We start from the raw sequence: 26,149 nt of genomic DNA on the forward strand, positions 1-26,149 counted from the left end.
GAAATGTTGAGCGCCGGCTGGGCTGGCGCAAAGAGAAGAGGACGAGGTGCATCAATGATTCAGATGCAGACCAACCTCGACGTGGCCGACAATTCTGGCGCACGCCGTGTCATGTGTATCAAGGTGCTCGGGGGCTCCAAGCGCCGCTACGCCACGATCGGCGACATCATCGTCGTTTCGATCAAGGAAGCAATTCCGCGTGGCAAGGTGAAGAAGGGCGACGTGATGAAGGCCGTCGTGGTGCGCGTCCGCAAGGACATCCGCCGCGCCGACGGTTCGGTCATCCGCTTCGACCGCAACGCCGCCGTCCTGATCAACAACCAGTCCGAGCCGGTCGGCACCCGTATCTTCGGGCCCGTGCCGCGCGAGCTGCGCGCGAAGAACCACATGAAGATCATCTCGCTCGCGCCGGAGGTGCTGTGATGGCTGCGAAGATCCGCAAGGGCGACAAGGTCGTCGTGCTGACCGGCCGCGACAAGGGCCGCACCGGCGAAGTGTTCGAAGTGCGTCCCGACGCCGGCACGGCGCTCGTGCGCGGCATCAACATGGTCAAGCGTCACCAGAAGCAGACGCAGGCCCAGGAGGGCGGCATCATCTCGAAGGAGTCGCCGATCCAACTGTCCAACATCGCGTATGTCGACAAGGATGGAAAGCCGACCCGCGTCGGATTCAAGATTCTGGCGGACGGCAAGAAGGTCCGCATCGCCAAGAGCTCGGGAGCTGAGATCGATGGCTGAGGCCGCTTACACGCCGCGCCTGCGCGCGGAATACGATGCGAAGATCCGCACGGCGATGACCGAGAAGTTCGGTTATGAGAACGTCATGCAGGTTCCGCGCCTGGACAAGGTCGTGCTGAACATGGGCGTTGGCGATTCCGTCAACGACCGCAAGAAGGCCGAGACCGCCGCCGCCGAGCTGACCCAGATCGCCGGTCAGAAGGCGATCGTGACCTATTCGCGTGTCGCGATTGCGACCTTCAAGCTGCGCGAGAACCAGCCGATCGGCTGCAAGGTCACGCTGCGCAAGTCCCATATGTACGAGTTCATCGATCGCCTGGTGACGGTCGCGCTGCCGCGCGTCCGCGACTTCCGCGGCCTGAACCCGAAGAGCTTCGACGGCCGCGGCAACTACTCGCTCGGCATCAAGGAGCACATCATTTTCCCCGAGATCGACTTCGACAAGGTCACGGAAGCCCGCGGCATGGACATCACCGTCTGCACCACGGCCAAGACCGACGACGAGGCGAGGGCCTTGTTGACCGCTTTCAATTTCCCGTTCCGGCAGTGAGACGCTGACCTAAAGCCTCTCAAACGCGGATACCCAGGAGCCAAGCATGGCAAAGAAGAGTTCAGTCGAGAAGAACAACCGGCGCAAGCGGATGGTGAAGAACGCCGCCCCGAAGCGCGAGCGGTTGAAGGCGATCATCGCCGACAAGAAGCTGCCGATGGAGGAGCGGTTCGCCGCCACCCTGAAGCTCGCGGAAATGCCGCGCAATTCGTCGGCAACCCGCATCCGCTTGCGTTGCGAGCTGTCGGGCCGCCCGCGCTCGAACTACCGCAAGAATAAGCTGTCCCGTATCGCGCTGCGCGAACTTGGCTCCAAGGGCATGGTCCCGGGCCTCGTGAAGTCCAGCTGGTAAGGAGGGTCGTTTAGATGTCTACGCACGATCCAATCAGCGATCTGATCACCCGTATCCGCAACGCGCAGATGCGCTCCAAGAACAAGGTCTCCACGCCTGGTTCGAAGATGCGCGAGAACGTGCTCGAGGTCCTCAAGAGCGAGGGCTACATCCGCGGTTACGCCACGCTCGAGCATTCCTCGGGCCGCAGCGAGATCGAGATCGAGCTGAAGTATTTCGATGGCGAGCCCGTCATCCGCGAGATCGAACGTGTCTCCAAGCCCGGGCGTCGCGTTTACGCCTCGGTGAAGAACCTGCCGCGGGTGAACAACGGACTCGGCATTTCGGTGTTGTCGACGCCGAAGGGGATCATGGCCGACCACAGCGCGCGCGACGCGAATGTGGGCGGTGAAGTCCTCTTCACGGTGTTCTGAGAAGGATTTTTGATCCATGTCACGTGTTGGCAAAAGGCCTGTAGCGGTGCCGTCGGGTGTTACCGCGACCGTCGACGGGCAGACCGTCAAGATGAAGGGGCCGAAGGGCCAGCTTCAGTTCGTCGTTCATGACGACGTCGAGGTGAAGCTTGAGAGCGGCCAGATCAAGGTCAAGCCGCGGCTCGAGACCAATCGCGCGCGCGCCCTCTACGGTACCGCTCGCGCCCAGGTCGCGAATCTGGTCGAAGGCGTCACCAAGGGCTTCGAGAAGAAGCTCGAAATCACCGGCGTCGGTTACCGCGCCGCGATGCAGGGCAAGAACCTGCAGCTCGCGCTCGGCTACAGCCACGACGTGGTCTACGCAATCCCGGAAGGGATCACGATCACCGTGCCGAAGCCGACCGAGATCACGGTGACAGGCAGCGACATCCAGCGTGTCGGCCAGGTCGCCGCCGAGATTCGCTCCTATCGTCCGCCGGAGCCCTACAAGGGCAAGGGCGTGAAGTATGTTGGCGAATTCATCTTCCGCAAGGAAGGCAAGAAGAAGTAACGGAGCCGGTCATGTCGAAAGCCAAGGTTACGAATGCCCGGCGCAAGCGGAGTGTGCGGCTGAAGCTGCGCCGCTCCGGTGGTGGTCGTCCGCGTCTGTCGGTGTTCCGCTCGTCCAAGCACATCTACGCCCAGGTCATCGACGACCTGAAGGGCGAGACGCTGGCCTCTGCCTCGTCGCTCGAGAAGTCGATGCGCGACGGCGGCAAGACCGGCGCCGACATCGATGCGGCGAAGGCGGTCGGCAAGCTGCTGGCCGAGCGCGCCGCCGAGAAGGGTGTCAAGGAAGTCGTGTTCGATCGCGGCAGCTACCTCTATCACGGGCGCGTCAAGGCTCTTGCCGATGCGGCGCGTGAGAGCGGGCTGAGCTTCTAACAGAATTTGAGGATTGAGGCGTAAGCCTCTGAAGGATTGGAAAAATGGCAGAACGCGAACAACGTGGTGGACGCGATCAACGCGGCGGACGTGACCGCCAGCAGCGCGAGGAGCGCGACAGCGAGTTCGTCGACAAGCTGGTCCACATCAACCGCGTGGCCAAGGTCGTCAAGGGCGGCAAGCGCTTCGGTTTCGCCGCGCTGGTCGTGATCGGCGATCAGAAGGGCCGCGCCGGCTTCGGTCACGGCAAGGCGCGCGAAGTGCCTGAAGCGATCCGCAAGGCCACCGAGTCCGCCAAGCGCAACCTGACCCGCGTGTCGCTGCGCGAGGGCCGCACGCTCCATCACGACATCGCCGGCCGTCATGGCGCGGGTCGTGTCTACCTGCGTGCCGCGCCGGCCGGTACGGGCATCATCGCGGGCGGCCCGATGCGCGCCGTGTTCGAGACGCTCGGCGTCCAGGACGTGGTGGCGAAGTCGATCGGCTCGTCGAACCCGTACAACATGGTTCGCGCGACCTTCGACGCCCTGAAGCATCAGGATTCGCCGCGCTCGGTCGCAGCCCGCCGCAACATCAAGGTGTCCACCCTCCAGTCCCGTCGCATCGGCGGTGACGCCGAGGCGGCTGCCGACTAACGGAAGCTTTCGGAGTAGACCATGATGGCCAAGGCCGCAAAGACGATCAAGCTCGAGCAGACTGGCAGCGCGATCCGCCGCCATCACTCGCAGCGTTCGACGCTGATCGGGCTCAAGCTCAACAAGATCGGCCGCACCAGCGAACTGCCGGACACCCCGGCGGTCCGCGGCATGATCGAGAAGGTTCACCATCTCGTCCGCATCGTCGACGAGAAGTAAGGCAAAGGCGCATGATCCCGAAGAGCGGGCACCGTTTTTCGGCGAAGATCGTGCGCAAGACACAAGGAGAAGGGCGATGAAGCTCAGCGATATCGCCGACAACGCCGGCTCGCGCAAGAAGCGTATGCGCGTCGGCCGCGGCATCGGTTCGGGCAAAGGCAAGCAGTCCGGCCGCGGCGGCAAGGGCCAGACCGCGCGTTCGGGCGTGCGCATCAAGGGTTTCGAAGGCGGTCAGATGCCGATGCATCGCCGTCTGCCCAAGCGCGGCTTCAACAACATCTTCCGCGTCGAGTTCGCCGAGATCAATCTCGACCGGCTCCAGGAAGCGGTCGATGCCAAGAAGATCGACGCCGGCAGCGTCGTGAACGTCGAGGCCCTGGTGAAGGGCGGCGTGCTGCGCCGCGCCAAGGGCGGCCTGCGGCTGCTCGGCCGTGGCGAGCTCAAGTCCAAGCTCAACATCGAAGTGCACGGCGCCACCAAGACCGCGATCGCCGCGGTCGAGAAGGCCGGCGGTTCGGTGAAGATCCTCGCCCCTGCCAAGGAAGAAGGCGAGGCGGCGTAACAACTGCGTCATTGGCCCGCGGCTCGTGGGCCTTTACGCATGCGGGACGTGGACTTATCGAAGCCGAGCCCCAGATAATGTCCGGCGTCCGCGAGAGTAGCCCGGCCGCGGGCATGACGGCGCAATAGGCGGCGGGAGAAAGTCCAAGATGGCCTCAGCAGCGGAACAACTGGCAGCCAATCTCAATTTCGGTGCGTTTGCCAAGGCTGACGAACTGAAGAAGCGCATCTGGTTCACCCTGGGTGCGCTGCTCGTTTATCGGCTCGGGACCTACATCCCGCTCCCCGGCATCGATCCCAATATCTGGGAGCAGGTGTTCCGTTCCCAGGCGGGCGGCATCCTCGGCATGTTCAACATGTTCGCCGGCGGCGGCATCCACCGCATGGCGATCTTCGCGCTGAACATCATGCCGTATATCTCGGCCTCGATCATCATCCAGCTCCTCACCACCGTCTCGCCGCAACTCGAGGCGCTGAAGAAGGAAGGCGAGTCCGGCCGCAAGCTGCTGAACCAGTACACCCGCTATCTCACCGTGATTCTGGCCGCGTTCCAGTCCTACGGCATTGCGGTGGGTCTCGAGGGCGCCGGCAACGTCGTCAGCGACCCCGGCATGTTCTTCCGCCTGTCCACCGCGATCACGCTGACCGGCGGCACCATGTTCCTGATGTGGCTGGGCGAGCAGATCACCTCGCGCGGCATCGGCAACGGCATCTCGCTGATCATTCTCGCCGGCATCGTCGCTGAGCTGCCCGCCGCGCTCGCCAACATGCTCGAGCTCGGCCGTCAGGGCGCGATGTCGACCGGCCTGATCCTGGTCGTCATCATCATGGCGGTCGCCGTGATCGCCTTCATCGTGTTCATGGAGCGCGCGCAGCGCCGCCTCTTGATCCAGTATCCGAAGCGTCAGGTCGGCAACAAGATGTTCGAGGGCCAGTCTTCGCATCTGCCGCTCAAGCTCAACACCTCGGGCGTGATCCCGCCGATCTTCGCGTCCTCGCTGCTGCTGCTGCCGACCACGGTGGCGAACTTCAACGCGGGCAGTGGGCCGGAATGGTTCCAGTGGATCACCACCCAGCTCGGCCACGGCCGTCCGCTGTTCCTGATCATGTATCTGGCGCTGATCGTGTTCTTCGCCTTCTTCTACACCGCGATCGTGTTCAACCCGACCGAGACCGCGGACAATCTGAAGAAGCACGGCGGCTTCATTCCGGGCATCCGCCCCGGCGAGCGCACCGCCGAATATATCGACTACGTGCTCTCGCGCGTCACAGTGCTCGGCGCGGTCTATCTGGCGATCGTCTGCTTGATCCCGGAAATCCTGATCTCCTACGCCTCAGTGCCGTTCTACTTCGGCGGCACCTCGCTGCTGATCGTGGTCAGCGTCACCATGGACACGGTGGCGCAGGTGCAGGGCTATCTGCTGGCACATCAGTATGAAGGCCTGATCCGCAAGTCGAAGCTGCGCGGCCGCCGTAGATGAGCAGGGAGCTCGCGCGCCGAATCGCTTTCACGATTGGCGCGCTGCTCCTTTTCAGGCTCGGCACACAGATCCCGATCGCGGGAATCGATGTTGCGCGCCTCTCGTCGTTGCCCAATTTCAACGTCCGCCTTTCGCTCTTTTCGCTCGGTCTCATTCCCTATCTGACCGCGGCGATCTTTGTCCGGTTGCTGTCCGTGGTGTGGCGCGGCCTGAGTTCGCTCGAGCGGTCGGGCGAGGAGGGCCGACGCAAGGTCGCCCGTGCCACGCTCGGACTCACGCTGGCTCTTGCGGCCTTTCAGGCTTACGGCATTGCCTCCACGCTGATTTCCTTTCCGGAGCTCGTCAGGAATCCCGATGGCTGGTTCGTGATGACCGCCACAGCATCGATGGTTGGCGGCGTCTTTGCGCTGGTGTGGCTGAGCGAACAGATCACCCGCTACGGCATTGGCAACGGCCTGGCGCTGATCTTGAGCGTCGGCATGCTCGTCTCACTGCCGCGAGACGTCGCCGGCATCGCAGATGTCGTGCGGAGCGGGGCGGTCTCGGGCAATCTCGTGTTCATTCACGCTGTGCTTTGGGTCGTGACCGTCGTCGTGATCGTGCTCGTCGAAGGTGCACGGCGAAATGTTCGCGTCACGTTCGGCGCGCTCAATGTCGGCTCCCGGCAACTGCCGGCGCGCAATGCCGTACTGCCGATCAAGCTCAACAGCGCCGGGTTCCTGATTCCGGTCACCGTGGCGCCGTGGGTCTTCTTTCTGCCGCTCGCCTTTGCGGGCTTCATCCTGGGTGCCGATCACCCTTTGGTCGCCGCGGCCTATCAACATCTCCGGCTGGGCCAGCCGGTGCACATGATCCTCGTGTCGATTGCGGTATTCGTGCTCGCCTTCGTCTACACGGCCTATGTCGTCGATCCCGAATACACGGCCAATTCTCTGGCTCAGCGAAATGGCGCAATTCCCGGTGTTGCGCCTGGCGAAGCCACGGCCGGCTATCTCGATCGCGTCGTGTCATTGACGACGGTCGTCGGAGCCGTCTACCTGACGGTATTGCAGTTGATTCCGGAGGTGTTCGACCTTTACGGGATAGGTCTGCCTTATAGTATGATCGTCAATGGTGGTGCGGCGCTGGTTGTGGTTTGCACTGTTCTTGATATCAAAACACAGGTGCGCGACGTATCGCTCACCAATCCGGGGGGCGTACGCCGATGAGAATTATACTTCTGGGGCCGCCGGGGTCGGGCAAGGGGACCCAGGCGCAGTTGCTGATCCAACGTTATGGCATCGTCCAGCTCTCGACCGGCGAGATGTTGCGCGCAGCCGTGGCGGCTGGAACGCCGGTCGGGCTCAAGGCCAAGGAGATCATGGCCAGCGGCGGCCTCGTGCCGGACGAGGTCGTGGTTAGAATCATCTCCGACCGGATCGACCTGCCGGACGCCAAAAACGGTTTCATCCTCGACGGCTTTCCGCGCACCGTGCCGCAGGCCGAGGCGTTGGACGAACTGCTCAAGCACAAGCATCTCAAGCTCGACGCTGTGATCGAGCTCCGCGTCAACGAGAGCGCGCTCCTGAACCGCGTCGAGACCCGCGTCGCCCAGATGCGTGAGCGCGGGGAGGAGGTCCGACTCGACGACACGCCGGAGGTCCTGACCAAGCGGTTAGCCAGCTACCGCAACCAGACGGAACCGCTGATTCACTACTATTCCGAGCGGCGGAAGCTCTCGACCATCGACGGTATGATGGCCATCGACGAGGTTACCCGCGCCATCCATCGGCAGCTCCTGGCGCTAGGGGCGGTCGAGCCGAAGACCCACGCCAGAAGCGCAGCCAAGGCGGCGCCGGTCAAGAAGGCCAGGGCGAGCAAGGCGGCGACCAAGAAAGCAGCCAAAAAGGCGACGAAAACGGCCAGAAAGCCCGCCAAATCGGCCAAAAAGGCCGTCAAATCGGCGGTGAAGGGCCCCAAGAAGACGGCCAAGAAGGCCGGCAAGAAAACCGTCAAGAAAGCGGCGAAAAAGGCAGCCAAAAAGACCGCCAAGAAGGCTGTCAAAAAGGGTGCCAAGAAGGCTGCAAAAAAGGTCACGAAAAAGCGAGCCAAACGCTAGCAGCGGTTGACGAAAGCCCCTGGAATCCCCTAATAAGCCCCGCATCCAAGTCGGATAGTTTCAGACGATGCCGGGCCCCAGGAAGACCGGGGGTGGGCGTCGTGTTCGCGTTTGTGAACACCTGCCCGAGAACACAAGCACTTAAGCCCGATCCTGACGAGGATCGGCGACAGGAGAGAAGGCCTTGGCCCGTATTGCCGGCGTGAACATTCCCACCAACAAGCGCGTGCTGATCGCGCTCCAGTACATCCATGGCATCGGTCAGAAGATCGCCGGTGAGATCCTGGAGAAGGTGAAGATCCCCGTGGATCGTCGCGTCAATCAGCTCAGCGATGCCGAAGTGCTGCAGATCCGCGAAGTGATCGACCGCGACTATCTCGTCGAGGGCGACCTGCGCCGCGAGGTCGGCATCAACATCAAGCGTCTGATGGACCTCGGCTGCTACCGCGGCCTGCGTCATCGTCGCGGTCTGCCGGTGCGCGGCCAGCGCACCCATACCAATGCGCGCACGCGCAAGGGTCCGGCGAAGGCCATCGCCGGCAAGAAGAAGTAAACTGGCGAATTGGGAGTGGCGAATGGCGAGTAGGGAGTTTCCCTATTCGCCATTCGCTACTCGCTATTCGCTTTTCACAGGTGTAGCCGCTGGCATTACGGCGGCGTTTGAGATCTTCAGGAAAGGTACTCTATGGGCAAGGAAGCCACCCGCGTTCGTCGTCGTGAGCGCAAGAACATCGCCTCCGGCGTCGCGCACGTGAACTCGTCGTTCAACAACACGACCATCACCATCACCGACGCGCAGGGCAACACGATTGCCTGGTCTTCCGCCGGCACGATGGGTTTCAAGGGCTCGCGCAAGTCGACCCCGTACGCCGCGCAGGTTGCCGCCGAGGACGTGTCCAAGAAGGCGCAGGAGCACGGCATGCGCACGCTGGAAGTCGAGGTTGCCGGTCCCGGTTCGGGCCGCGAATCGGCGCTCCGCGCGCTTCAGGCCGCAGGCTTCACCGTCACCTCGATCCGCGACGTGACCACGATCCCGCACAACGGTTGCCGTCCCCGCAAGCGTCGGCGCGTTTGATACCAGGTTGCGGGCGCATCGGCGCCCGCAATGACTTTTCTAAGAAGCCGCGGGATTGATCTGCGGCCTTTCTCCAACGCCAGTATTTGAACTGTCAAATTGACTGGCCTGTATGGGTGAAACAGTGACGATCCAGAAAAATTGGCAAGAACTGATTCGACCGAACAAGCTCCAGCTCACGGCCGGCAGCGATTCGAACCGTTTCGCGACCATCGTCGCCGAGCCGCTCGAGCGCGGCTTCGGCCAGACCCTCGGCAACGCGCTGCGCCGCATCCTGCTCTCTTCGCTCCAGGGCGCGGCGGTGCAGTCGGTGCATATCGACGGCGTGCTGCACGAGTTCTCCTCGATCGCTGGCGTTCGTGAGGACGTCACCGACATCGTGCTCAACATCAAGGACATCTCGATCAAGATGCAGGGGGAAGGCCCCAAGCGGATGGTCGTGAAGAAGCAGGGCCCGGGTGTTGTCACCGCCGGCGACATCCAGACCGTTGGCGACGTCGTCGTGCTCAACCCGGACCTGCAGATCTGCACCCTCGACGAGGGCGCCGAGATCCGCATGGAGTTCACGGTCGCTACCGGCAAGGGCTACGTGCCCGCCGAGCGCAACCGTCCCGAGGACGCGCCGATCGGCCTGATCCCGGTCGACAGCCTGTACTCGCCGGTCCGCAAGGTCTCCTACAAGGTCGAGAACACCCGCGAGGGCCAGATCCTCGACTACGACAAGCTGACCATGACGATCGAGACCAACGGCGCGATCTCGCCGGATGATTCGGTGGCTTACGCTGCCCGCATCCTGCAGGATCAGCTCAACGTGTTCGTGAACTTCGAAGAGCCGCGCAAGGAAGTCGCCCAGGAGATCATCCCGGACCTCGCCTTCAACCCGGCCTTCCTCAAGAAGGTGGACGAGCTCGAGCTGTCGGTGCGTTCGGCCAACTGCTTGAAGAACGACAACATCGTCTACATCGGCGACCTCGTGCAGAAGAGCGAAGCGGAAATGCTCCGCACCCCGAACTTCGGCCGCAAGTCGCTCAACGAGATCAAGGAAGTGCTGGCCCAGATGGGTCTGCATCTCGGCATGGAAGTGCCGGGCTGGCCGCCGGAGAACATCGACGAGCTCGCCAAGCGCTTCGAGGATCACTACTGAGCGAATTGGGAGTGGCGAATAGCGAATAGAACGTCCATTCGCTACTCGCCATTCGCTATCCGCGACCTAGGGCGAACGCAGGAAGCCCACCTGAAAACCAGTCGCTGAACCACCGCGACACAATCGAAAAAGGACTACACACATGCGTCACGGCAAGGTTCATCGGAAGCTCAACCGCACGGCCGAGCATCGCCGCGCGATGTTCGCCAACATGTGCGCCGCGCTGATCAAGCACGAGCAGATCGTCACCACGCTGCCGAAGGCGAAGGAATTGCGCCCGATCGTCGAGAAGCTGGTTACGCTCGGCAAGAAGGGTGGCCTCGCATTGCGCCGCCAGGCGATCTCCGAGATGCGCGACAAGGACCAGGTCAAGAAGCTGTTCGACGTCTTGGCGCCCCGCTACAAGGATCGCCAGGGCGGCTACACCCGCATCATCAAGGCCGGCTTCCGCTACGGCGACAATGCCGCGATGGCCGTGATCGAGTTCGTCGATCGTGACGTCGATGCCAAGGGCCAGGATTCCGGTCCGGTGCAGGAAAAGGAAGCCGAGGCGGCGTAAGCCGACCGGCACCGAGTTTTCAGAAAGCGGCGCCCCTGGGCGCCGCTTTTTTGTATGGCGCGGCGACATCTCATGCTGCGATCGTTTTGTTGAACGCATTCCGGGCGGGGGCTCTCATGAGGATTGTGTTTGGGATTGCGCTGGCGCTGCTGACGTTGCCGGCCTGTGGCGAGACGCTGGTCGAGCGCGGCGCCTATCTCGTTGGCAGCGTGATGGCCTGCCATAACTGCCACACGCCGCGCGGGCCGCAAGGGCTCGATCTCTCGCGCGCGCTCTCTGGCGGGAGCCAGGTTTTCGACGAGCCCGCGTTCAAGGTCACCGGCTCCAACATCACGCCGGACAAGGATACCGGCATCGGCAACTGGAGCGATGCGGAGCTGAAGCGGTTCCTCGTCAGCGGCATCAGGCCGAACGGCACCAAGGTCGCGCCGATCATGCCGACGGCGTTCTACACGGTGCTCACGGGCCGCGATCTCGACGCGCTCACGGCTTATTTGCGCTCGGTACCATCCGTGCGCCATGAGACGCGGGCGCCGGAATATAAGATCGCGCTGAAGTCGGAGGTACCGACCTATGCCGGCAAGCAGGCGAGCGAGCAGGAGCTGTCCGACCAGCTCGCGCGCGGCCGTTATCTGTTGACCATTGCCCATTGCCTGGAATGCCATACGCCGGAAGGCCCGTCCGCCGTGCACGATTTCGCCGCAGCGAGCGGCAAGGGCGGCCGGACGTTCAGGGGGCCGTGGGGCGAGTCCGTCTCTTCCAACATCACCCCCGATCGAGCGTTCGGCCTGGGCCAATGGAGCGACGACGAAATCAAACGTGCGATTACGCAAGGCATCGCGCGCGATGGCCACAAGCTCAAGCCGCCGATGGCTTATGCTGCCTATGCCAGCATGACGGCCCAGGATCTCGATGCGATCGTCGCCTTTCTCAGGACGCTGCCGCCGCGATGACGGACCCGTAGGGTGGGCAAAGGCACGCTCTTCGCGCGCCGTGCCCACCATCGGTCTAGCACCGTCTCGAAATGGTGGGCACGCTCCGCTTTGCCCACCCTACGATTCCTCCGTTGTGGCGGCCGATCCTCACGCGTCGGTGAGTGGCGATTGCATCCGTCTGCGCTGCGCACGATATCCGCACCAGCTTCGCATGGAGATGACGCATGAAGATCGACCTTTCCGGAAAGACCGCCCTCGTGACCGGCTCGACCGCCGGCATCGGCCACGCCATTGCCAAGGGCCTCGCCGCTTCAGGCGCCAGCGTTGTGATCAACGGCCGCGGCCAGGACAAGGTCGATGCCGCCGTACGCAAGCTGGAAGGGACGGGCGCCAAGGTGCGCGGCATCGCTGCCGACGTCTCGACCGCGGCAGGCTGCAAGGCACTCGTTGCGGCGTTGCCGGACGTCGACATCCTCATCAACAATGCCGGCATCTTCGAGCCGAAGGACTTTTTCGAGATCCCCGACGAGGACTGGAGCCGTTTCTTCGAGGTCAACGTCATGAGCGGCGTGCGGCTGTCGCGGGCCTACATGAAGGGCATGCTCAAGCGCAACTGGGGTCGCATCGTCTTCATTTCCTCGGAGTCCGGGCTCAACATTCCCGTCGAGATGATCCACTACGGCATGAGCAAGACGGCCCAGCTCTCGGTCGCGCGGGGCCTGGCGCAGCTTACCCGCGGCACCGGTGTCACCGTCAACTCCGTGCTGCCGGGCCCGACCATGTCGGAGGGCGTCGAAACCTTCGTGAAGGATCTCGCGAAGCAGAACGGACAGTCCGTGGACGAGGCCGCGGCCAATTTCGTCAAGCAGCACCGGCCGAGCTCGCTGATCCAGCGCTTCGCCAGCGTCGACGAGATCGCCAACATGGTGGTCTATGTCGCGTCGAAGGAAGCGTCTGCCACCAACGGCGCGGCGCTGCGCGCGGAAGGCGGCATCGTCAACACCATTGCCTGAGGCCGTGTATGACAGCCTATGTGATTTCCGAGGTCGAGATGCGCGATCCCGATGGATTTGACGCCTATCGGACGCTCGCCGCGACGACGATCGCGCAGTACGGAGGGCGCTATCTCGTCCGTGGCGGCAAAGCCGAACTGGCGGAGGGCAATCTTCCGCCGAAGGCCATCGTGATCGTCGAATTCCCTTCGATGGCGAGGCTGAAGGAATGGTACGCCTCGCCGGAATATGCCGAGGCGCTCAAGCTTCGTCAGACGGCGCTTGAGCGGCGGCTGCTGTTCGTCGAGGGCGCCGCGCCCTAACGGCGTTCGTCATGGCCGGGCTTGTCCCGGCCATCCACGTCGCACGAAGAGCGTGGATGCCCGGGACAAGCCCGGGCATGACGGAGCGTGCAGCGCCTACCATCCCTCCAGCACGATCTTGCCGCGCGACTTGCCGCTTTCGAGCAGAGCATGCGCGCGCTTGAGGTTGGCTGCGTTGATCGTGCCGAAGGTCTGGTCGAGCGTGGTGCGCAGCACGCCCTTGTCGATGAGGTCGGCGACGTCATTAAGCAGATGGTGCTGCGCGATCATGTCGGGCGTCTGGAACGAGGAGCGGGTGAACATCGATTCCCAGTGCACCGAGATCGCCTTGCCCTTGAAGGCGGCAACCGTGAACTCCGGGGGATCGTCGATCAGGCCGAACCTGCCCTGCGGCGCCATGAACTCGGCAATCGCCTTGTAGTGCTGGTCAGTGAAGGTCAGGCTCGCCACCAATGCGACCGGCGGCAGCTTGAGCTTCTCGATCTGCTCCTTCATCGGCTTGCCGTGGTCGACCACCGCATGCGCGCCGAGATCGAGGCACCACTTTTGCGACTCCGGCCGCGTCGCGGTCGCGAGCACCGTGAGGCCGGTGAGGCGGCGCGCGAGCTGGATCAGGATCGAGCCGACGCCGCCGGCGCCGCCCGTGATCAGCAGCGTGCGGGGATCGACGCTCTTGCCGGGCACCGCGCCGAGCCGGTCGAACAGCAGTTCCCAGGCGGTGATGGACGTCAGGGGAAGGGCGGCTGCTTGAGCAAACGAGAGCGACTTCGGCTTGTTGCCGACAATGCGCTCGTCGACCAGATGGAATTCGGCGTTGGTGCCCTGGCGCAGGATCGAGCCGGCGTAAAACACCTCGTCGCCCGGCTTGAACAGCGTGACCTCGGGCCCGACTGCATCGACCACGCCGGCCGCGTCATAGCCCAGGATCTTCGTCTCGCCCTCGGGCGGGGCGGCGCGTTTGCGCACCTTGTAATCGACCGGATTGGCCGAGATCGCCTTCACGGCGACGCGGATGTCGCATCCCCTGGGATCTGGCTTGGCGGTCTCGAAATCGAACAGGGCGTCCTGATCCTCGATCGGAAGCGATTTCTTGTAGCCGACGGCCTTCATGGCTTGTCTCCATCAGATGGCGTGCGCGCCTGCCGTCCTAACTGTCGCTATAGCTCCGATTTGGCAAGTACTGTAAATTCGGGGATATAGTCCCTGTTTGGATACTATTGGGAAAACATGCATGAAACGGCGAGACTTCGCCCGTCGTCCCGGCTGCTCGGTCGAGGCGACGCTGGATCTGATCGACGGCAAGTGGAAGGGCGTGATCCTCTATCATTTGCAAGACGGCACCCAGCGCTTCGGCGAACTGCGCCGCCGGATGCCCGGCATCACCCAGCGCATGCTGACGAAACAGCTTCGCGCGCTGGAGGAGGACAAGCTCGTCATCCGCAAGGTCTACGCCGAGGTGCCGCCGCGGGTGGAATATTGCCTCTCCGAGCTCGGTGAGAGCCTCAAGCCGGTGATCGATATCCTGAAGGCCTGGGGCGAGAGCCATCAGCAGCGATTGTCCTGTGCGCCAGCGCCGGTTGTCGTGAAGAAGCCCAAGCGCGCGGCGTAAACATCCGGGAGCAGTGTGCCGCTCCCGGATGAACGAGCCTAGAACGCGAACTGCGTGCGCATCGCGACGGCGTCGAACTTCGAGCCGACATCGGCGGTCGAGACCGGCGAGGCCTGCCTCGACACCGTGCCATGCAGGTAATCGAGCATGAAGCGGACGTTGCCGTTGACGTACCAGTTCAGCGCCGCGGTATAGACGGTCTGCCGCCCGCCCGCGATGCCGGTTGCCGTTCCCAGCTGATTGTTGAGGTCGATCGTCGAGAAGCGTCCCGCGATCTCCCACGCGCCCCAGCCGCCGCCGTCGAGCGAGAACGGATGCGCCGGCTTGACGCCGTTATAGGCGGCGTTGGCGGCGTTGTAGGTCCGGCCTTCGCCCGTCAGCACGTAGCCGGCCTGCGCATAGCCGCCCTGGAATTTCAGGCTGGGCGCGCCGACCAGCGGCACCCCGGTGTTGGCGGTGCGGTCGACATTGTACCAGAAGTATTCGCCTTGAACGATGAGCGGACCGTAGGTCGCCGCCGCCTCGACGCTGTAGACCTGCGCGCCGGAAGCGTTGGCGATCGCGCCGGTCGAGATCAGCGTCGTCGGATCAAGCCGCAGTTCCGGCCGGTCGCTGAGCGTCACCGTCTGCGTGTTGGCGATGAGATTGCGCGGCGGCTGGATCAGCCATTGCGCATCGGCACCGATATGCACCGAATAGTCCTTGCCGCTGATCGGGTTGCCGGCAATACGCGCCACGGCGCCATATTGTTCGCTCGTGCCCGCCGGCGCCGCGCTCGAAGCCGAGTGGATCGCGCCGGTCGATGGTCCCGTGACATAGCCGCCGATCCAGAGCTGGTCGTTGTACCAGCGCGTACCGGCAGCGGAGCGGAAGTCGCCGGCGGCGATGTTGGTCGCGATCACGCCCGGTGAGGCGCGCTCCATGAACATGATGTCGTTGGAGCTCGTCGCCTCGTCCATGGTGTAGGGCAGGTCCATGATGCCGGCTTCGATCGCCATCTTGCCGCCGAACGGCTTCAGGCCGGTGTAGCTGAGATAGGCATTCTCCACGCCGGAGACGCCGCCGCCGGGCAGCGATCCCGGAGCCGTTCCGCCAAATCCGTCGGAGGAGCCGCCGAAGTCGTAGACCAGCGCGAAATTCCAGTCGTTGAAGAATTTGCCGGTGACTCCGATGCGCGCGCGGCGGACGTTCTCGCCGCTATCGAGCTTCTGCGGCACGGTGGCCGCGGTGTTGGGGCGATAGTCATAGCCGCCGACGTCCCAGTGCACGCGGCTGGTGATGGCGACGCAGTTGGCCTGGTCGGCGGTGCAGATGGTGGGCCGGTTGTTCGGCATCGTCACGACCACGCCGGAGGCGGGCGCCGGTCCCTTGAGCGGTATCGCGGCGTTCGCGTTGGCCACGACCGCCTTCGCCTCTGACCGCGCTTCGGCCTTGGCTTCGGCCCTCACTTCGGCCTTCGCTTTCGCCGTGGCCGCCGTGTTTGCGGCGGTCTGGCTCTGGAGCTTGTCGAGCTTCTGCTCCAGCATCTTCAATTGTTGCTTGAGCAGCGCGATCTCCTGCTCGCTGCTGCTCGCCGATTGGGCCTGGGCCTGCGAGGCCGCCAGCGCGCCGGCGAGACCAATCGCCGTGGCTGCAACTCTTGTTCTGCTCCTGCTCACGTCACGCCTCCATGGTTTGATGAACTTCCCCAAGTCCCTGACAAGTCGCCGGCAGAGAGCCTAGGTATGATCGATGACTGCCCCGCGACGCTACGCCCCGCTTGCGTGGGTTCCCGCTGATGCAAATTCGCCGCAACCGAATCCGCTCGACATCACAATGCGGGATGATGCGCATCATGCCAATCGAGCCTTCAGGCCAATTGCCGATTCGCACGCTGAGCTTGCATCCTGGGCACACCGGAAAGGGGGCCAAATTGCCGCCCGCCGCCCTTCTATTGAGGAGCGAACGCGCCTATATTCCGGCGTCTTTTCCAAGAGGTAGGAATGTTTCGATCGACCTGGACCGCCGCCGTTACGGCATTGTGCATAGGCTTTTCCGCCCACTTCAATCCGGCTGCGGCGCAGGACCGCCGTGTCCCGTCCTCGTCGGCCGAGCTGCGGCTGTCCTATGCGCCGATCGTGCAGCGGGTGCAGCCGGCCGTGGTCAACGTCTATGCCGCCAAGGTGGTGCAGAACCGCAACCCGCTGCTCGATGACCCCATCTTCCGCCGCTTCTTCGGCGTGCCCGGCCAGCAGCCAGAGCAGATGCAGCGCTCGCTCGGCTCGGGCGTCATCGTGGATGCCTCCGGCCTCGTCGTCACCAACGTCCATGTCATCGAGGGCGCGGACCAGGTGAAAGTGTCGCTGTCGGACAAGCGCGAGTTCGAAGCCGAGATCCTGCTGAAGGATTCCCGCACCGATCTCGCCGTACTCCGCCTGAAGGACACCAAGGAGAAATTTCCGACCCTCGATTTCACCAACTCCGACGAATTGCTGGTCGGTGACGTCGTGCTTGCGATCGGCAATCCCTTTGGCGTCGGCCAGACCGTGACGCACGGCATCATCTCGGCGCTGGCGCGCACGCAGGTCGGGATCACCGACTACCAGTTCTTCATCCAGACTGACGCTGCGATCAATCCCGGCAATTCCGGCGGCGCGCTGGTCGACATGAGCGGCAAGCTCGCCGGCATCAACACCGCGATCTATTCGCGCTCCGGCGGCTCGCAAGGAATCGGCTTTGCGATCCCTGCCAACATGGTGCGCGTCGTCGTCGCCTCCGCCAAGAGCGGCGGCAAGGCGGTGAAGCGGCCGTGGCTCGGGGCAAGATTGCAGGCGGTGACGCCGGAGATCGCCGAGAGCCTGGGCTTGCGTTCGCCGACCGGTGCGCTGGTCGCGAGCGTGGTCTCGAACGGCCCCGCGGCGAAGGCCGGCCTGAAATCCTCCGATCTCATCACCGGGATCGACGGCCAGACCGTGGATGATCCCAACGCTTTCGATTATCGCTTCGCCACCCGTCCGCTCGGCGGCACGGCGCAGATCGACGTGCAGCGTAGCGGAAAGCCGGTCAAGCTGGCGGTGGCACTGGAGACCGCGCCCGATACGGGGCGCAGCGAACTCGTCGTCACCGCGCGCTCGCCGTTCCAGGGCGCGAAGGTCTCGACCATCACGCCGGCGGTTGCCGACGAGCTGCATCTTGACGCCGATACCGAGGGTGTCGTGATCACCGATCTCGGCGGCGACAGTGCGGCCGCGAATGTCGGCTTCCAGAAGGGCGACATCATTCTCGCGGTCAACAACCAGAAGATCAGCAAGACCGGCGACCTCGAAAAGGCGGCCGGCGAGCGCCCGAGGATCTGGCGCATCACGCTGGTGCGTGGCGGCCAGCAGATCAACGTCACGCTGGGCGGATGAGTCCGAAGCGACCACAGGAGACGCCAACTCTCTTCGCCGCGGCGGGGCTCGACCACGACGCCCCGCATCCGCTGCCGGACCGGCTGCGGCCGCGCGCGCTGTCGGAGGTCGTCGGCCAGGACCATATCCTCGGCCCCGACGGCGCGCTGACGCGCATGCTGGAGACCCGCACGCTGGGATCGCTGGTGTTCTGGGGACCGCCCGGCACCGGCAAGACCACGGTGGCGCGGCTGCTGGCGGATGCGACCGACCTGCATTTCGAGCAGATCTCCGCGGTGTTCTCCGGCGTCGCCGACCTGAAGAAGGCCTTCGACGCCGCGCGCGCCCGCCGCGAGATGGGCAAGGGCACGCTTCTGTTCGTCGACGAGGTGCATCGCTTCAACCGAGCCCAGCAGGATTCGTTTCTGCCGGTGATGGAAGACGGCACGGTGGTCATGGTCGGCGCCACCACCGAGAACCCGTCGTTCGAGCTCAACGCGGCGCTTCTGTCCCGCGCGCGGGTGCTGGTGTTTCGCTCACTCGACGCGGCCGCGATCGAAAAACTGTTCGCCCACGCCGAGGAGGTCGAGGGCCGCAAGCTGCCGCTCGATGAAGAGGCGCGCGCCGTGCTGGTGCGCATGGCCGACGGCGACGGAAGGGCATCGCTGACGCTGGCCGAAGAGGTCTGGCGCTCGGCGCGGACGGACGAGATCTTCAACGCCGCGCAGTTGCAGGACATCCTGCAACGCCGTGCACCGATCTACGACAAGTCGGCCGACGGCCACTACAACCTGATCTCGGCGCTGCATAAGTCGGTGCGCGGCTCCGATCCCGATGCGGCGCTGTATTATCTCGCGCGCATGTTAGACGCCGGCGAGGACCCCTTGTTCCTGGCCCGCCGCGTCGTACGCATGGCAGTCGAGGACATCGGGCTCGCCGACCCGCAGGCGCTCGTCATCGCCAATGCGGCCAAGGACGCCTTCGACTTCCTCGGCCATCCCGAAGGCGAGCTCGCGATCGCGCAGGCCGTGGTCTATCTCGCCACTGCGCCGAAATCGAACGCCGTCTACACCGCCTTCGGCACGGCGATGCAGGTCGCAAAACAGGCCGGCTCGCTGCTGCCGCCCAAGCACATCCTCAATTCCCCGACCAAGCTGATGAAGTCGGAAGGCTACGGCGCATCTTACGAATACGACCACGACGCCCCCGATGCCTTCTCCGGCCAGGACTACTTCCCGGAAGCCCTGGGCCGCCAGACCTTCTACGACCCGCCCGAGCGCGGTTTCGAGCGCGAGATCAGGAAGCGCCTGGAATACTGGGCGAAGCTGCGCAAGGAGCGGGGCAGCACGTGCTAGAAACGGCCATTTCGCCGTGACGGCAGCCGGCTTTTAGGGTACGCAGGCAGCCATGAGCCGCCGTATCAAAAGAACCGATCCAAAGCCCCGTTCGCGCGACGAGCGCAAGGAGGCGCGCCCGTTCAAGGCGCGCAGCGCGAAGACAGCCGGCCCGCGTCCGGGCGGCAAGCCGAGTGGCAAGCCGCCGCGCTTTGCGGGCGAGCGCGCCGAACGACGTGCGCCGAAAGTCGCGCAGGAAAGACCTGCGCCGGAAAAACCGGTCGAGGCATTGCTGCCGACCAAGGTGCAGACCGTCACGGTGACGGCCGACGAGAACAACATGCGCGTCGACCGCTTCCTCGAAGCGCGCTTTCCCGGCCTGTCGTTCTCCCACATCCAGCGCGTCGTGCGCAAAGGCGAGCTGCGCGTCGACGGCAAGCGTGTCGACAGCAAGGACCGCCTGGAGGAGGGCCAGAGCGTGCGCATTCCGCCGCTCAAGCTCGACACGCCGAAGACGGCCGGCCCGCTGTCGGAAGCCGCGCAAAAGACGCTCGCCGCGCTGAAGGAGATGACGATCTACGAGGATGACGACGTCCTCGTACTGAACAAGCCCGTGGGCCTTGCCGTGCAGGGCGGCTCCGGCATGACGCGGCACATCGACCAGATGCTGGAGGTGATGCGCGATTCCAAGGGCCAGAAGCCGCGCCTCGTGCACCGCATCGATCGCGAGACGTCGGGTTGTCTCCTGATCGCCAAGACGCGCTTTGCCGCCTCGCATCTGACCGGCGCGTTCCGCTCGCGATCGGCGCGCAAGGTCTATTGGGCGCTGGTGCCGGGCCTGCCAAAGCCGAAGCAGGGCCGCATCTCGACCTTCCTCGCCAAGGAAGAGAGCGAGGACGACACCATCATGCGCGTCGCCCAGCATGGCGACGAGGGCGCGAGCCACGCGGTGACCTATTACGCGGTGGTCGAGACCGCCGGTAACAAGCTGACCTGGGTCTCGCTGAAGCCGGTGACGGGCCGCACCCACCAGCTGCGGGCCCACATGGCCCATATCGGCCATCCCATCATCGGCGATCCCAAATATTTCAACATCGAGAACTGGCAGCTGCCGGGCGGCCTGCAAAACCGGCTGCATCTGCTGGCACGCCGCATCGTCATTCCGCATCCGCGCGGCGGCGTGATCGACGCCACCGCGCCACTGCCGCAGCACATGCAGCAGTCGTGGAATCTGCTCGGGCTCGATGCGAGCCGGTTTGATCCGATCGAGAATGCGCCGGAGGAATAGGGCTGAGCGACGCGGCCAGCCGGAGCCCGCTGAGCAGGGTCAGATGCCCGCAAGTTCCCTCATGCCCGCCGCTCGCTTTATCGGCCGCCGGGCTTATCTTAGAAGCCCGACGTTCAGCGGCAGGGACTTAAATCGATATGCGCGAATTGTTCGAAGAAGCCGCGGGGCAGCCCCCGCCGGATCCCCGGGAATCGGCGCGCGCGTCCGCGCGCCCGCCAGAGCGCAAGCGCTTCTACAAAGAGGCCGGCGTCACTGACGTCGAAGGCGGCTACGCCATCACCCTCGACGGCAAGCCGATCCGCACGCCCTCCGGCCGTCAAGTGGTGATCCCCTCGCGCGTCCTGGCCAACGCGGTGGCCGCGGAATGGGCGGCTCAAGGCGATACGATCGATCCCGTGACCCTGCCGCTGACGCGGATCGCCAACAGCGTCGTGGAGGGCGTCGTCGACCGCGTCGAGCTCGTCAGCGCCGACCTCGCAAAATACTTCGAGTCCGATTTGCTGTTCTATCGTGCCGGCCAACCCGAAGGGCTGGTCGCCCGCGAGGCCGCGCATTGGGATCCCGTGCTGTTCTGGGCCGCGGAGACGTTGGGTGCGCATTTCATCCTGTCTGAGGGCGTCATGCACGTGAAGCAGCCCGACGAGGCCGTCGAAGCCGCGCGCGCCGCGCTGCCAGGGGACGCCTGGTCAGTGGCCGCACTCCACGTGGTGACGACCCTGACCGGCTCGGCGCTGCTGGCGCTGGCTCTGGCGCATGGCGCGCGGGACGCCGGCCAGGTCTGGGCCGCTGCCCATGTCGATGAGGACTGGAACGCCGACCAATGGGGCGTGGACGAGGAGGCAGCTAGCCGCCGGGCCACCCGCGCGCGGGATTTCGAGGCCGCCGTGGCGGTTTTGGCCGCTATAAAGCCGCAAGCGGCCAAAGGTCCTTAACGAGAGGTTTACGACGGCGGCCTTAGGGTGTGGCCAGCGCTCCATGGGCCCCCTGAGATGCCGACGCCGGTCACTTCCATCGTTCCCGTCAGTGCCGCCAGCCCCGTGGCGGATGCGGCGACGCCTGACCTCGTGCTTCAGGCCGGCAGCGTCGTCGATGCCAGGGTGGTGAGCGTGCTCGCCGACAATCTGGTGCGGATTGCGATCGCCAACCTCTCGATGGACGTGATGTCGGAGGTATCGCTGACGCCCGGGCAGAATCTCCAGCTGGCCGTGTCGCAGAACGATGGCACCATCCGCCTCGCCGTATTGGGCGGGGCAGGCGAGGCGGCCACCGATCAGATTACGCTGACGCCGCGTGCGGCTTCGCTGGTGGAGAGCCCGCCGCTTGCGCCGTCGGTCAATGCGGCGCGCACTGCTCTGACGCCGACCGAACAGATTGCAGTCACATTGGCTTCGGCCGAGGCCGCGACCAGGCAGGGTAGCCAGGCGCCGCTGTTTGCCAATCTGGCGTCCGTCGTCACCGGCAGCAATCTGCCCGCCGGCTTGAAGCAGGCGGTGCTGGACGTCCTGGCGCAGCAGACGCCGCTCAATCCCGGGCTCAATGGCGCCGATGTCGAGTCCGCGTTCCAGAAATCCGGCTTGTTCCTCGAGGCCTCGCTGGCCCCGGGCGCGACGCCGCCCTCCGGCACGATGCCCGACCTGAAAGCGGCATTGCTGGTGCTGCGCCAGACCTTGGCCACGCTCGAGTCCGCTGCGCCGCAGGCGCAAGGCGCGGCGCTCCCGGCCAGCACCACGGGATCACCGCAGGTCGCCGCCGCGCCCGCTCAGGCGTCGTCGATCGAGCCGGAAATCGCCCAACAGCCGCAAATGCCGCGCAGTCCCAATCTCGCGGCCGCCGTGCTGGCCGACATGGCGTCAGACGCGCCGCAAACGGCGATGCCGCGGCTCGTGTCCGCCGGCCTTGCCGCAAGCCTCCTGCAGGAGGTCACGCAAGACCTGCCGCGCCTGACCGGCAACGTGCCCGGCTCCAACAGAGCCGTGCCCGACGGCCATATCTTCGAGGCAGCGGCGCGCGCGACACCGCCGCCGTTTCGTGGCGCGCTGCCGTCGCCGCAATCCATTGCCGCGCCATCGCTCGCGCCGGATACGCCGCTCTCCACGACCGTGCATCGCCTGCTCGACGATACCGATGCCGCGATCGCGCGGCAGACCCTGCTCCAGGTCGCTTCGCTCCCCGATCGCACCGACGCCAGCGGCCACCGCGTTGATCCGGCGGTGCCGCAGTGGAATTTCGAGATTCCCTTTGCGACGCCGCGGGGCACCGCGATGGCGCAGTTCGAGATCTCGCGCGACGGTGGCAACGAATCCGCCGATCCCGCCAAGCAAGCCTGGCGCGCGCGCTTCACGCTCAATGTCGAGCCGGCCGGCCCGGTGCATGCGCTGATCACGCTGAACGGCGACAAGACGTTTGTGCGGATGTGGGCGGAGCGGCCGGCGACCGCGCAGCAGCTCCGCGCCGGCGTCGGTGAGCTCAATCAGGCTTTGGCGCGAGCCGAGCTCAAGCCCGGCGATATCGTGGTTCGCGAGGGCATGCCCCCACAACCGGCACCGGCCCGCGCCGGCCATTTCCTGGATCGCGCCACATGAGCGATCCATCCAAGCTCGCGATTGCCCTGCACTACGAGAAGGGCACCAACGCGCCGGTCGTCGTCGCCAAGGGCAGGGGCACGATCGGCGAAAAGATCGTCGAGATTGCCAAGGCCCACGACATCCCGATCGAGGAAAACGAGGTCCTGGCCGGCGCGCTGTCCAAGGTCGAGCTCGGCGAGGAGATCCCGCCGGACCTCTACAAGGCGGTCGCCGAGGTGCTGGTGTTCGTGCTGCGGCTGTCGGGCCGGGGACGGTAAGACTTACCTGTCATCGTTTCACCACGTAGCGGCGGCATGGTCGCGACCGCTTTCATGACTCAACGGACATCGCTCTTGATCACCCGCCGTTCCACCCTCGGCCTGCTTGCCGCAGCCGCCACCCTGCCGTCTCGTGCGCTCGCCCACGTCGCGCCGCCGCGCAACGAGATCCGCGACAGCCTTGCAAAGCGCTTCACTGACCTTGGCACATCAGGCACCTTCGTTGGCTACAAGGTCGAGGACTATCTGGTCGTCGCCAGCGACAAGGAGCGCTCGGGCGAGGGGAAGCTGCCGGCCTCGACCTTCAAGATTGCGAACTCGCTGATCGCGCTTGAGACCGGCGTGGTCACCGATCCCGACAAGGACGTGTTTCCCTGGGATGGCGTGAAGCGCCCGATCGAGGCCTGGAACAAGGATCACACGCTGCGCAGCGCGATCGCGGTCAGCGCGGTGCCGGTCTATCAGGAGATCGCGCGCCGCATCGGCCAGGAGCGGATGCAAAAATACGTCGACGAATTCGACTACGGCAATCGCGACATCGGCGGCGGCATCGACCAGTTCTGGCTCACCGGGGCGTTGCGCATCGATCCGGTCGAGCAGATCGATTTCGTCGATCGGCTGCGCCGCCGCGCACTGCCGGTCAGCAAGCGCAGCCAGGATCTGGTCGCCGACATCCTGCCGGTGACCAAGGTGGGCGACAGCGTCATCCGCGCCAAGTCTGGCCTGCTCGGTGCAGAGCGCGGCGAGCCGTCGCTCGGCTGGATGGTCGGCTGGGCCGAGAAGGGCGAGGCGCACACCGTCTTCGCGCTCAACATGGATTGCAAGGAGCCGCGTCTCGTCAGTGAGCGCATGCCGCTGACGCAAGCGTGCCTTGCCGAGATCGGCGCGATCTAGCGAGCCAGGAAAGTGGTAGGGCCCGTCATTGCGAGGAGCTCGCGACAAAATTGCGAAGCAATTTTGCGCTGATGCGACGAAGCAATCCAGAGTCTTTCCGTTGAGGCGGTCCTGTAGGGTGGGCAAAGGCGCGTAGCGCCGTGCCCACCATTTCTCCATACGGACGATTTGGTGGGCACTCCGCTTTGGCCACCCTACGGTATCGCGTGCGGAGTAGGCATACTCACCCCAGCTTGAACAACACCTGCAAAAACTCCTCGACGGCCTTGCGCGCTTCAGCGGCCGTCTTCGGATTTCCGCCGACATGCGGGTTCAGCTCGACGCAGGAATCCTTGTAGGAGAAGGGCGCGTTGGTGTCGCCGTTCATCAGCACGCTGCCATCGCCTTCCCTGATGTGGCAGTTGCGTACGGTCTGCGCATTGGCTGATACGGCCACGGTGTTGACGCCGAGCAGGCCGCTGTCGAACCCGTGCGCGCTATCAGGGTATTCGGTCAGCACCACATCGCGCCCGGCGGTCTTGAGCCGCTCGACGAAGGCCTTACAGCTCTTGACGGGATTGTAGTCATCCGGCGTGCCGTGGAAGATGTGGATCGGGCGTGCGGTGACCTCGCTATCGCCGATGTACGTCGTCGAGCAGTCCGGATAGAAGGGGATATAGGCGGCGAACTGGATACCGGACTTGTTCCAGAGCTTGTTGAAGCGCTCCAGGCTCGCATAGAGCGTCGCCTGTCCGCCGCGCGAAAAGCCCATCAGCACGATACGGTCCGGATCGACGCGCGGGTGTTTCGCCAGGATTTCCAGCGAGCGGTAGATGTCGACGATCAGATTGAGCCGGCCAAGTAGCGCCTGGTTCGGTCCCACCACCGTCAGCCCGCGGCCGGTGAAACCGTCGATCACGAAGGTCGAGATGCCCATGGCGTTGAAAGCGTGCACCCAGGCCTCGGTGGTGGCGCCGACGCCGCTCGAGCCGTGCATCAGCACCACGACGGGAAGCTTGCCGGTGCCCTGGGCGACGCGCAATTCGCCCGCCACCGTCACCGGCTTGCCGGCCGCGGCATCGCCGCTGAGGAATTGCTGGTCGGAGAGGGTGAGCGAGGGGATCGGGTAGATCTCGGCGCGGGTGGCGACTTCCTTCGGCAGCGCCTGCGCGACGGCTTCGCCACCGACGAACGAGCTCGAAACGCACAGCGCGATCAGCGCTGCGACGGCGCGCCATGTCGTGGCCATTGGATGCTCCCCTGATTTTTGGTCAGTAGAACAACGGGCCCGCGCGCTGTCAATTGATGCGTGCAGTTGCCCGCTAGGCCGGCAACTGCACTTCAGTCGTCGCAATCAGGCGCCAGTCGGCAAGCGCGGCCAGGCGGTGCGGTTCGGCGTCACGTCGATAATCCGCGCTCAAGACAATGCGCTGAAAGGTTGCGAAGTCGGGGTAGCGGACGATGGCCGCATCGTGCCAGGCTTCGCCTTCCGTTCCCACCAGCAAAGCTCCGACCGATCCAAGCCAGTTTGGCACGACCCCTTGGTCGAGCGCCAGCTTGCGAAATGCAGGAACATATCGCGTGTAGTAGGCATCGCGGCCGCTGCAAGCGCCAAGCTTCGAGATCGCTCGGTACAAAGCCTCATCCCGATAGCGGAGGAGGTTGAGCATGAAGATCGGCTGATCTTCCGGCAATTTTGCGCGCGCCGATGCGAGTGATGCTTCGCCGATTTCAACAAACACTATTCTCTCCAATCGTCAGATCCATTGCTGCGATCTGATATCAGCCCTCACAGGCGGACTTGTAGTGGGCGCAATGTCATTGCTATGATGACCTC

Annotated in this window: 32 protein-coding genes; 28 read left to right on the plus strand and 4 right to left on the minus strand. The window is 64.5% G+C overall.

Going from position 1 to position 26,149, the window contains the following annotated elements:
• Positions 1–54 precede the first annotated feature (54 nt).
• The 20 genes from rplN (at position 55) to IVA81_RS09285 (ending at position 12,998) form a co-directional block, all read left to right on the plus strand.
• Positions 55–423, plus strand: coding sequence for a 50S ribosomal protein L14 (rplN, locus tag IVA81_RS09190; RefSeq protein WP_007603030.1), 369 nt, complete (start codon positions 55–57; stop codon positions 421–423).
• On the plus strand, positions 423–737 hold the full coding sequence (gene rplX / locus IVA81_RS09195; protein WP_247314894.1) for a 50S ribosomal protein L24: 315 nt from the start codon (positions 423–425) through the stop codon (positions 735–737). The genes rplN and rplX overlap by 1 nt, the downstream gene beginning before the upstream one ends.
• A complete protein-coding gene (gene rplE, locus IVA81_RS09200; RefSeq protein ID WP_247314903.1) occupies positions 730–1,287 on the plus strand; it encodes a 50S ribosomal protein L5 in 558 nt (185 codons plus the stop codon). The genes rplX and rplE overlap by 8 nt, the downstream gene beginning before the upstream one ends.
• Before the next feature lie 46 nt (positions 1,288–1,333).
• On the plus strand, positions 1,334–1,639 hold the full coding sequence (gene rpsN, locus IVA81_RS09205) for a 30S ribosomal protein S14 (protein WP_074116736.1): 306 nt from the start codon (positions 1,334–1,336) through the stop codon (positions 1,637–1,639).
• Positions 1,640–1,653: 14 nt separating this feature from the next.
• Positions 1,654–2,052, plus strand: coding sequence for a 30S ribosomal protein S8 (gene rpsH / locus IVA81_RS09210; protein ID WP_246916889.1), 399 nt, complete (start codon positions 1,654–1,656; stop codon positions 2,050–2,052).
• 16 nt (positions 2,053–2,068) lie between these two features.
• Positions 2,069–2,602, plus strand: a complete 534-nt coding sequence (gene rplF, locus IVA81_RS09215) for a 50S ribosomal protein L6 (protein ID WP_028152982.1) — start codon at positions 2,069–2,071, stop codon at positions 2,600–2,602.
• Between the two features lie 11 nt (positions 2,603–2,613).
• Entirely contained in the window at positions 2,614–2,976 is a 363-nt protein-coding gene (gene rplR, locus IVA81_RS09220) for a 50S ribosomal protein L18 (RefSeq protein WP_007603036.1), read from the plus strand.
• 44 nt (positions 2,977–3,020) lie between these two features.
• A complete protein-coding gene (gene rpsE, locus IVA81_RS09225) occupies positions 3,021–3,611 on the plus strand; it encodes a 30S ribosomal protein S5 (RefSeq protein WP_015685409.1) in 591 nt (196 codons plus the stop codon).
• Positions 3,612–3,635: 24 nt separating this feature from the next.
• Positions 3,636–3,830: a 50S ribosomal protein L30 gene (rpmD, locus tag IVA81_RS09230; RefSeq protein ID WP_011088137.1), complete on the plus strand. Its 195-nt coding sequence runs from the start codon at positions 3,636–3,638 to the stop codon at positions 3,828–3,830.
• A gap of 76 nt (positions 3,831–3,906) precedes the next feature.
• Positions 3,907–4,392 carry a 50S ribosomal protein L15 gene (gene rplO / locus IVA81_RS09235; RefSeq protein ID WP_011088136.1) on the plus strand — a complete coding sequence of 162 codons (486 nt, stop codon included), beginning with the start codon at positions 3,907–3,909 and terminating at the stop codon, positions 4,390–4,392.
• A 148-nt stretch (positions 4,393–4,540) separates the two neighbouring features.
• The gene (secY, locus tag IVA81_RS09240) at positions 4,541–5,872 is read left to right on the plus strand and encodes a preprotein translocase subunit SecY (protein ID WP_246916884.1); all 1,332 of its coding nucleotides are present in this window, start codon (positions 4,541–4,543) and stop codon (positions 5,870–5,872) included.
• 107 nt (positions 5,873–5,979) lie between these two features.
• On the plus strand, positions 5,980–7,080 hold the full coding sequence (locus IVA81_RS09245) for a preprotein translocase subunit SecY (protein ID WP_247314905.1): 1,101 nt from the start codon (positions 5,980–5,982) through the stop codon (positions 7,078–7,080).
• Positions 7,077–7,970, plus strand: a complete 894-nt coding sequence (locus tag IVA81_RS09250) for an adenylate kinase (RefSeq protein WP_247314906.1) — start codon at positions 7,077–7,079, stop codon at positions 7,968–7,970. The genes IVA81_RS09245 and IVA81_RS09250 overlap by 4 nt, the downstream gene beginning before the upstream one ends.
• A gap of 184 nt (positions 7,971–8,154) precedes the next feature.
• Complete coding sequence (gene rpsM / locus IVA81_RS09255) at positions 8,155–8,523, plus strand: 30S ribosomal protein S13 (protein WP_008549231.1); 369 nt, start codon at positions 8,155–8,157, stop codon at positions 8,521–8,523.
• 132 nt (positions 8,524–8,655) lie between these two features.
• Positions 8,656–9,045: a 30S ribosomal protein S11 gene (gene rpsK, locus IVA81_RS09260; RefSeq protein WP_007603045.1), complete on the plus strand. Its 390-nt coding sequence runs from the start codon at positions 8,656–8,658 to the stop codon at positions 9,043–9,045.
• 112 nt (positions 9,046–9,157) lie between these two features.
• Positions 9,158–10,189: a DNA-directed RNA polymerase subunit alpha gene (locus IVA81_RS09265; protein ID WP_247314908.1), complete on the plus strand. Its 1,032-nt coding sequence runs from the start codon at positions 9,158–9,160 to the stop codon at positions 10,187–10,189.
• A 142-nt stretch (positions 10,190–10,331) separates the two neighbouring features.
• Entirely contained in the window at positions 10,332–10,748 is a 417-nt protein-coding gene (rplQ, locus tag IVA81_RS09270) for a 50S ribosomal protein L17 (RefSeq protein WP_247314910.1), read from the plus strand.
• A gap of 116 nt (positions 10,749–10,864) precedes the next feature.
• Positions 10,865–11,701 (plus strand): c-type cytochrome, encoded by an 837-nt coding sequence (locus IVA81_RS09275; protein ID WP_247314912.1) that lies wholly within the window; start codon positions 10,865–10,867, stop codon positions 11,699–11,701.
• A gap of 206 nt (positions 11,702–11,907) precedes the next feature.
• Positions 11,908–12,696 (plus strand): SDR family oxidoreductase, encoded by a 789-nt coding sequence (locus IVA81_RS09280; protein ID WP_247314920.1) that lies wholly within the window; start codon positions 11,908–11,910, stop codon positions 12,694–12,696.
• An 8-nt stretch (positions 12,697–12,704) separates the two neighbouring features.
• Positions 12,705–12,998 (plus strand): DUF1330 domain-containing protein, encoded by a 294-nt coding sequence (locus IVA81_RS09285; protein ID WP_247314922.1) that lies wholly within the window; start codon positions 12,705–12,707, stop codon positions 12,996–12,998.
• 96 nt (positions 12,999–13,094) lie between these two features.
• Here the strand turns inward: IVA81_RS09285 and IVA81_RS09290 are convergent, their stop codons facing one another.
• Positions 13,095–14,108 (minus strand): zinc-binding alcohol dehydrogenase family protein, encoded by a 1,014-nt coding sequence (locus tag IVA81_RS09290; protein ID WP_247314924.1) that lies wholly within the window; start codon positions 14,106–14,108, stop codon positions 13,095–13,097.
• A 121-nt stretch (positions 14,109–14,229) separates the two neighbouring features.
• Between IVA81_RS09290 and IVA81_RS09295 the strand changes: the two genes are divergently transcribed.
• Positions 14,230–14,607 carry a helix-turn-helix domain-containing protein gene (locus IVA81_RS09295; RefSeq protein WP_246916867.1) on the plus strand — a complete coding sequence of 126 codons (378 nt, stop codon included), beginning with the start codon at positions 14,230–14,232 and terminating at the stop codon, positions 14,605–14,607.
• Between the two features lie 38 nt (positions 14,608–14,645).
• Here IVA81_RS09295 and IVA81_RS09300 read toward each other — a convergent pair whose 3' ends face one another.
• Positions 14,646–16,265 (minus strand): OprO/OprP family phosphate-selective porin, encoded by a 1,620-nt coding sequence (locus IVA81_RS09300; RefSeq protein WP_247314926.1) that lies wholly within the window; start codon positions 16,263–16,265, stop codon positions 14,646–14,648.
• Positions 16,266–16,589: 324 nt separating this feature from the next.
• On the opposite strand from IVA81_RS09300, the gene IVA81_RS09305 reads away from it, so the two are divergent.
• From IVA81_RS09305 to blaOXA, 7 genes are all read left to right on the plus strand, one after another.
• Positions 16,590–17,996, plus strand: coding sequence for a DegQ family serine endoprotease (locus IVA81_RS09305; protein ID WP_247314927.1), 1,407 nt, complete (start codon positions 16,590–16,592; stop codon positions 17,994–17,996).
• Positions 17,993–19,330: a replication-associated recombination protein A gene (locus tag IVA81_RS09310; protein ID WP_247314929.1), complete on the plus strand. Its 1,338-nt coding sequence runs from the start codon at positions 17,993–17,995 to the stop codon at positions 19,328–19,330. Before IVA81_RS09305 ends, IVA81_RS09310 begins: the two co-directional genes overlap by 4 nt.
• 52 nt (positions 19,331–19,382) lie before the next feature.
• On the plus strand, positions 19,383–20,597 hold the full coding sequence (locus tag IVA81_RS09315) for an RluA family pseudouridine synthase (RefSeq protein WP_247314931.1): 1,215 nt from the start codon (positions 19,383–19,385) through the stop codon (positions 20,595–20,597).
• Positions 20,598–20,734: 137 nt separating this feature from the next.
• The gene (locus tag IVA81_RS09320) at positions 20,735–21,529 is read left to right on the plus strand and encodes an ATP12 family protein (RefSeq protein ID WP_247314933.1); all 795 of its coding nucleotides are present in this window, start codon (positions 20,735–20,737) and stop codon (positions 21,527–21,529) included.
• A 57-nt stretch (positions 21,530–21,586) separates the two neighbouring features.
• A complete protein-coding gene (locus tag IVA81_RS09325) occupies positions 21,587–23,179 on the plus strand; it encodes a flagellar hook-length control protein FliK (protein WP_247314934.1) in 1,593 nt (530 codons plus the stop codon).
• Complete coding sequence (locus IVA81_RS09330) at positions 23,176–23,439, plus strand: EscU/YscU/HrcU family type III secretion system export apparatus switch protein (RefSeq protein ID WP_247314936.1); 264 nt, start codon at positions 23,176–23,178, stop codon at positions 23,437–23,439. Before IVA81_RS09325 ends, IVA81_RS09330 begins: the two co-directional genes overlap by 4 nt.
• 75 nt (positions 23,440–23,514) lie before the next feature.
• Positions 23,515–24,333 carry a class D beta-lactamase gene (gene blaOXA / locus IVA81_RS09335; protein ID WP_247315462.1) on the plus strand — a complete coding sequence of 273 codons (819 nt, stop codon included), beginning with the start codon at positions 23,515–23,517 and terminating at the stop codon, positions 24,331–24,333.
• A 223-nt stretch (positions 24,334–24,556) separates the two neighbouring features.
• Here blaOXA and IVA81_RS09340 read toward each other — a convergent pair whose 3' ends face one another.
• Positions 24,557–25,561 carry a dienelactone hydrolase family protein gene (locus tag IVA81_RS09340; RefSeq protein WP_247314938.1) on the minus strand — a complete coding sequence of 335 codons (1,005 nt, stop codon included), beginning with the start codon at positions 25,559–25,561 and terminating at the stop codon, positions 24,557–24,559.
• A 73-nt stretch (positions 25,562–25,634) separates the two neighbouring features.
• Positions 25,635–26,054: a hypothetical protein gene (locus tag IVA81_RS09345; RefSeq protein ID WP_247314940.1), complete on the minus strand. Its 420-nt coding sequence runs from the start codon at positions 26,052–26,054 to the stop codon at positions 25,635–25,637.
• Positions 26,055–26,149: the final 95 nt, after the last annotated feature.

It is taken from the genome of Bradyrhizobium sp. 141 (assembly GCF_023074055.1).
In the GTDB taxonomy this organism is placed as follows: domain Bacteria; phylum Pseudomonadota; class Alphaproteobacteria; order Rhizobiales; family Xanthobacteraceae; genus Bradyrhizobium.

What these genes read in the sequence shown, in the direction of transcription:
- rpsE (WP_015685409.1), top strand. Translation starts at nt 3,021, where the DNA reads ATGGCAGAACGCGAACAACGTGGTGGACGCGATCAACGCGGCGGACGT.
- IVA81_RS09265 (WP_247314908.1), top strand. Translation starts at nt 9,158, where the DNA reads ATGGGTGAAACAGTGACGATCCAGAAAAATTGGCAAGAACTGATTCGA.
- IVA81_RS09290 (WP_247314924.1), bottom strand. Translation starts at nt 14,108, where the DNA reads ATGAAGGCCGTCGGCTACAAGAAATCGCTTCCGATCGAGGATCAGGAC.
- IVA81_RS09275 (WP_247314912.1), top strand. Translation starts at nt 10,865, where the DNA reads ATGAGGATTGTGTTTGGGATTGCGCTGGCGCTGCTGACGTTGCCGGCC.
- rpsK (WP_007603045.1), top strand. Translation starts at nt 8,656, where the DNA reads ATGGGCAAGGAAGCCACCCGCGTTCGTCGTCGTGAGCGCAAGAACATC.
- IVA81_RS09250 (WP_247314906.1), top strand. Translation starts at nt 7,077, where the DNA reads ATGAGAATTATACTTCTGGGGCCGCCGGGGTCGGGCAAGGGGACCCAG.
- IVA81_RS09295 (WP_246916867.1), top strand. Translation starts at nt 14,230, where the DNA reads ATGAAACGGCGAGACTTCGCCCGTCGTCCCGGCTGCTCGGTCGAGGCG.
- IVA81_RS09310 (WP_247314929.1), top strand. Translation starts at nt 17,993, where the DNA reads ATGAGTCCGAAGCGACCACAGGAGACGCCAACTCTCTTCGCCGCGGCG.
- IVA81_RS09305 (WP_247314927.1), top strand. Translation starts at nt 16,590, where the DNA reads ATGTTTCGATCGACCTGGACCGCCGCCGTTACGGCATTGTGCATAGGC.
- rplF (WP_028152982.1), top strand. Translation starts at nt 2,069, where the DNA reads ATGTCACGTGTTGGCAAAAGGCCTGTAGCGGTGCCGTCGGGTGTTACC.
- rplO (WP_011088136.1), top strand. Translation starts at nt 3,907, where the DNA reads ATGAAGCTCAGCGATATCGCCGACAACGCCGGCTCGCGCAAGAAGCGT.
- rpsN (WP_074116736.1), top strand. Translation starts at nt 1,334, where the DNA reads ATGGCAAAGAAGAGTTCAGTCGAGAAGAACAACCGGCGCAAGCGGATG.
- rplN (WP_007603030.1), top strand. Translation starts at nt 55, where the DNA reads ATGATTCAGATGCAGACCAACCTCGACGTGGCCGACAATTCTGGCGCA.
- secY (WP_246916884.1), top strand. Translation starts at nt 4,541, where the DNA reads ATGGCCTCAGCAGCGGAACAACTGGCAGCCAATCTCAATTTCGGTGCG.
- rpmD (WP_011088137.1), top strand. Translation starts at nt 3,636, where the DNA reads ATGGCCAAGGCCGCAAAGACGATCAAGCTCGAGCAGACTGGCAGCGCG.
- rplR (WP_007603036.1), top strand. Translation starts at nt 2,614, where the DNA reads ATGTCGAAAGCCAAGGTTACGAATGCCCGGCGCAAGCGGAGTGTGCGG.
- rplX (WP_247314894.1), top strand. Translation starts at nt 423, where the DNA reads ATGGCTGCGAAGATCCGCAAGGGCGACAAGGTCGTCGTGCTGACCGGC.
- rpsH (WP_246916889.1), top strand. Translation starts at nt 1,654, where the DNA reads ATGTCTACGCACGATCCAATCAGCGATCTGATCACCCGTATCCGCAAC.
- IVA81_RS09320 (WP_247314933.1), top strand. Translation starts at nt 20,735, where the DNA reads ATGCGCGAATTGTTCGAAGAAGCCGCGGGGCAGCCCCCGCCGGATCCC.
- rplQ (WP_247314910.1), top strand. Translation starts at nt 10,332, where the DNA reads ATGCGTCACGGCAAGGTTCATCGGAAGCTCAACCGCACGGCCGAGCAT.
- IVA81_RS09340 (WP_247314938.1), bottom strand. Translation starts at nt 25,561, where the DNA reads ATGGCCACGACATGGCGCGCCGTCGCAGCGCTGATCGCGCTGTGCGTT.
- IVA81_RS09285 (WP_247314922.1), top strand. Translation starts at nt 12,705, where the DNA reads ATGACAGCCTATGTGATTTCCGAGGTCGAGATGCGCGATCCCGATGGA.
- IVA81_RS09315 (WP_247314931.1), top strand. Translation starts at nt 19,383, where the DNA reads ATGAGCCGCCGTATCAAAAGAACCGATCCAAAGCCCCGTTCGCGCGAC.
- rplE (WP_247314903.1), top strand. Translation starts at nt 730, where the DNA reads ATGGCTGAGGCCGCTTACACGCCGCGCCTGCGCGCGGAATACGATGCG.
- IVA81_RS09325 (WP_247314934.1), top strand. Translation starts at nt 21,587, where the DNA reads ATGCCGACGCCGGTCACTTCCATCGTTCCCGTCAGTGCCGCCAGCCCC.
- IVA81_RS09280 (WP_247314920.1), top strand. Translation starts at nt 11,908, where the DNA reads ATGAAGATCGACCTTTCCGGAAAGACCGCCCTCGTGACCGGCTCGACC.
- IVA81_RS09330 (WP_247314936.1), top strand. Translation starts at nt 23,176, where the DNA reads ATGAGCGATCCATCCAAGCTCGCGATTGCCCTGCACTACGAGAAGGGC.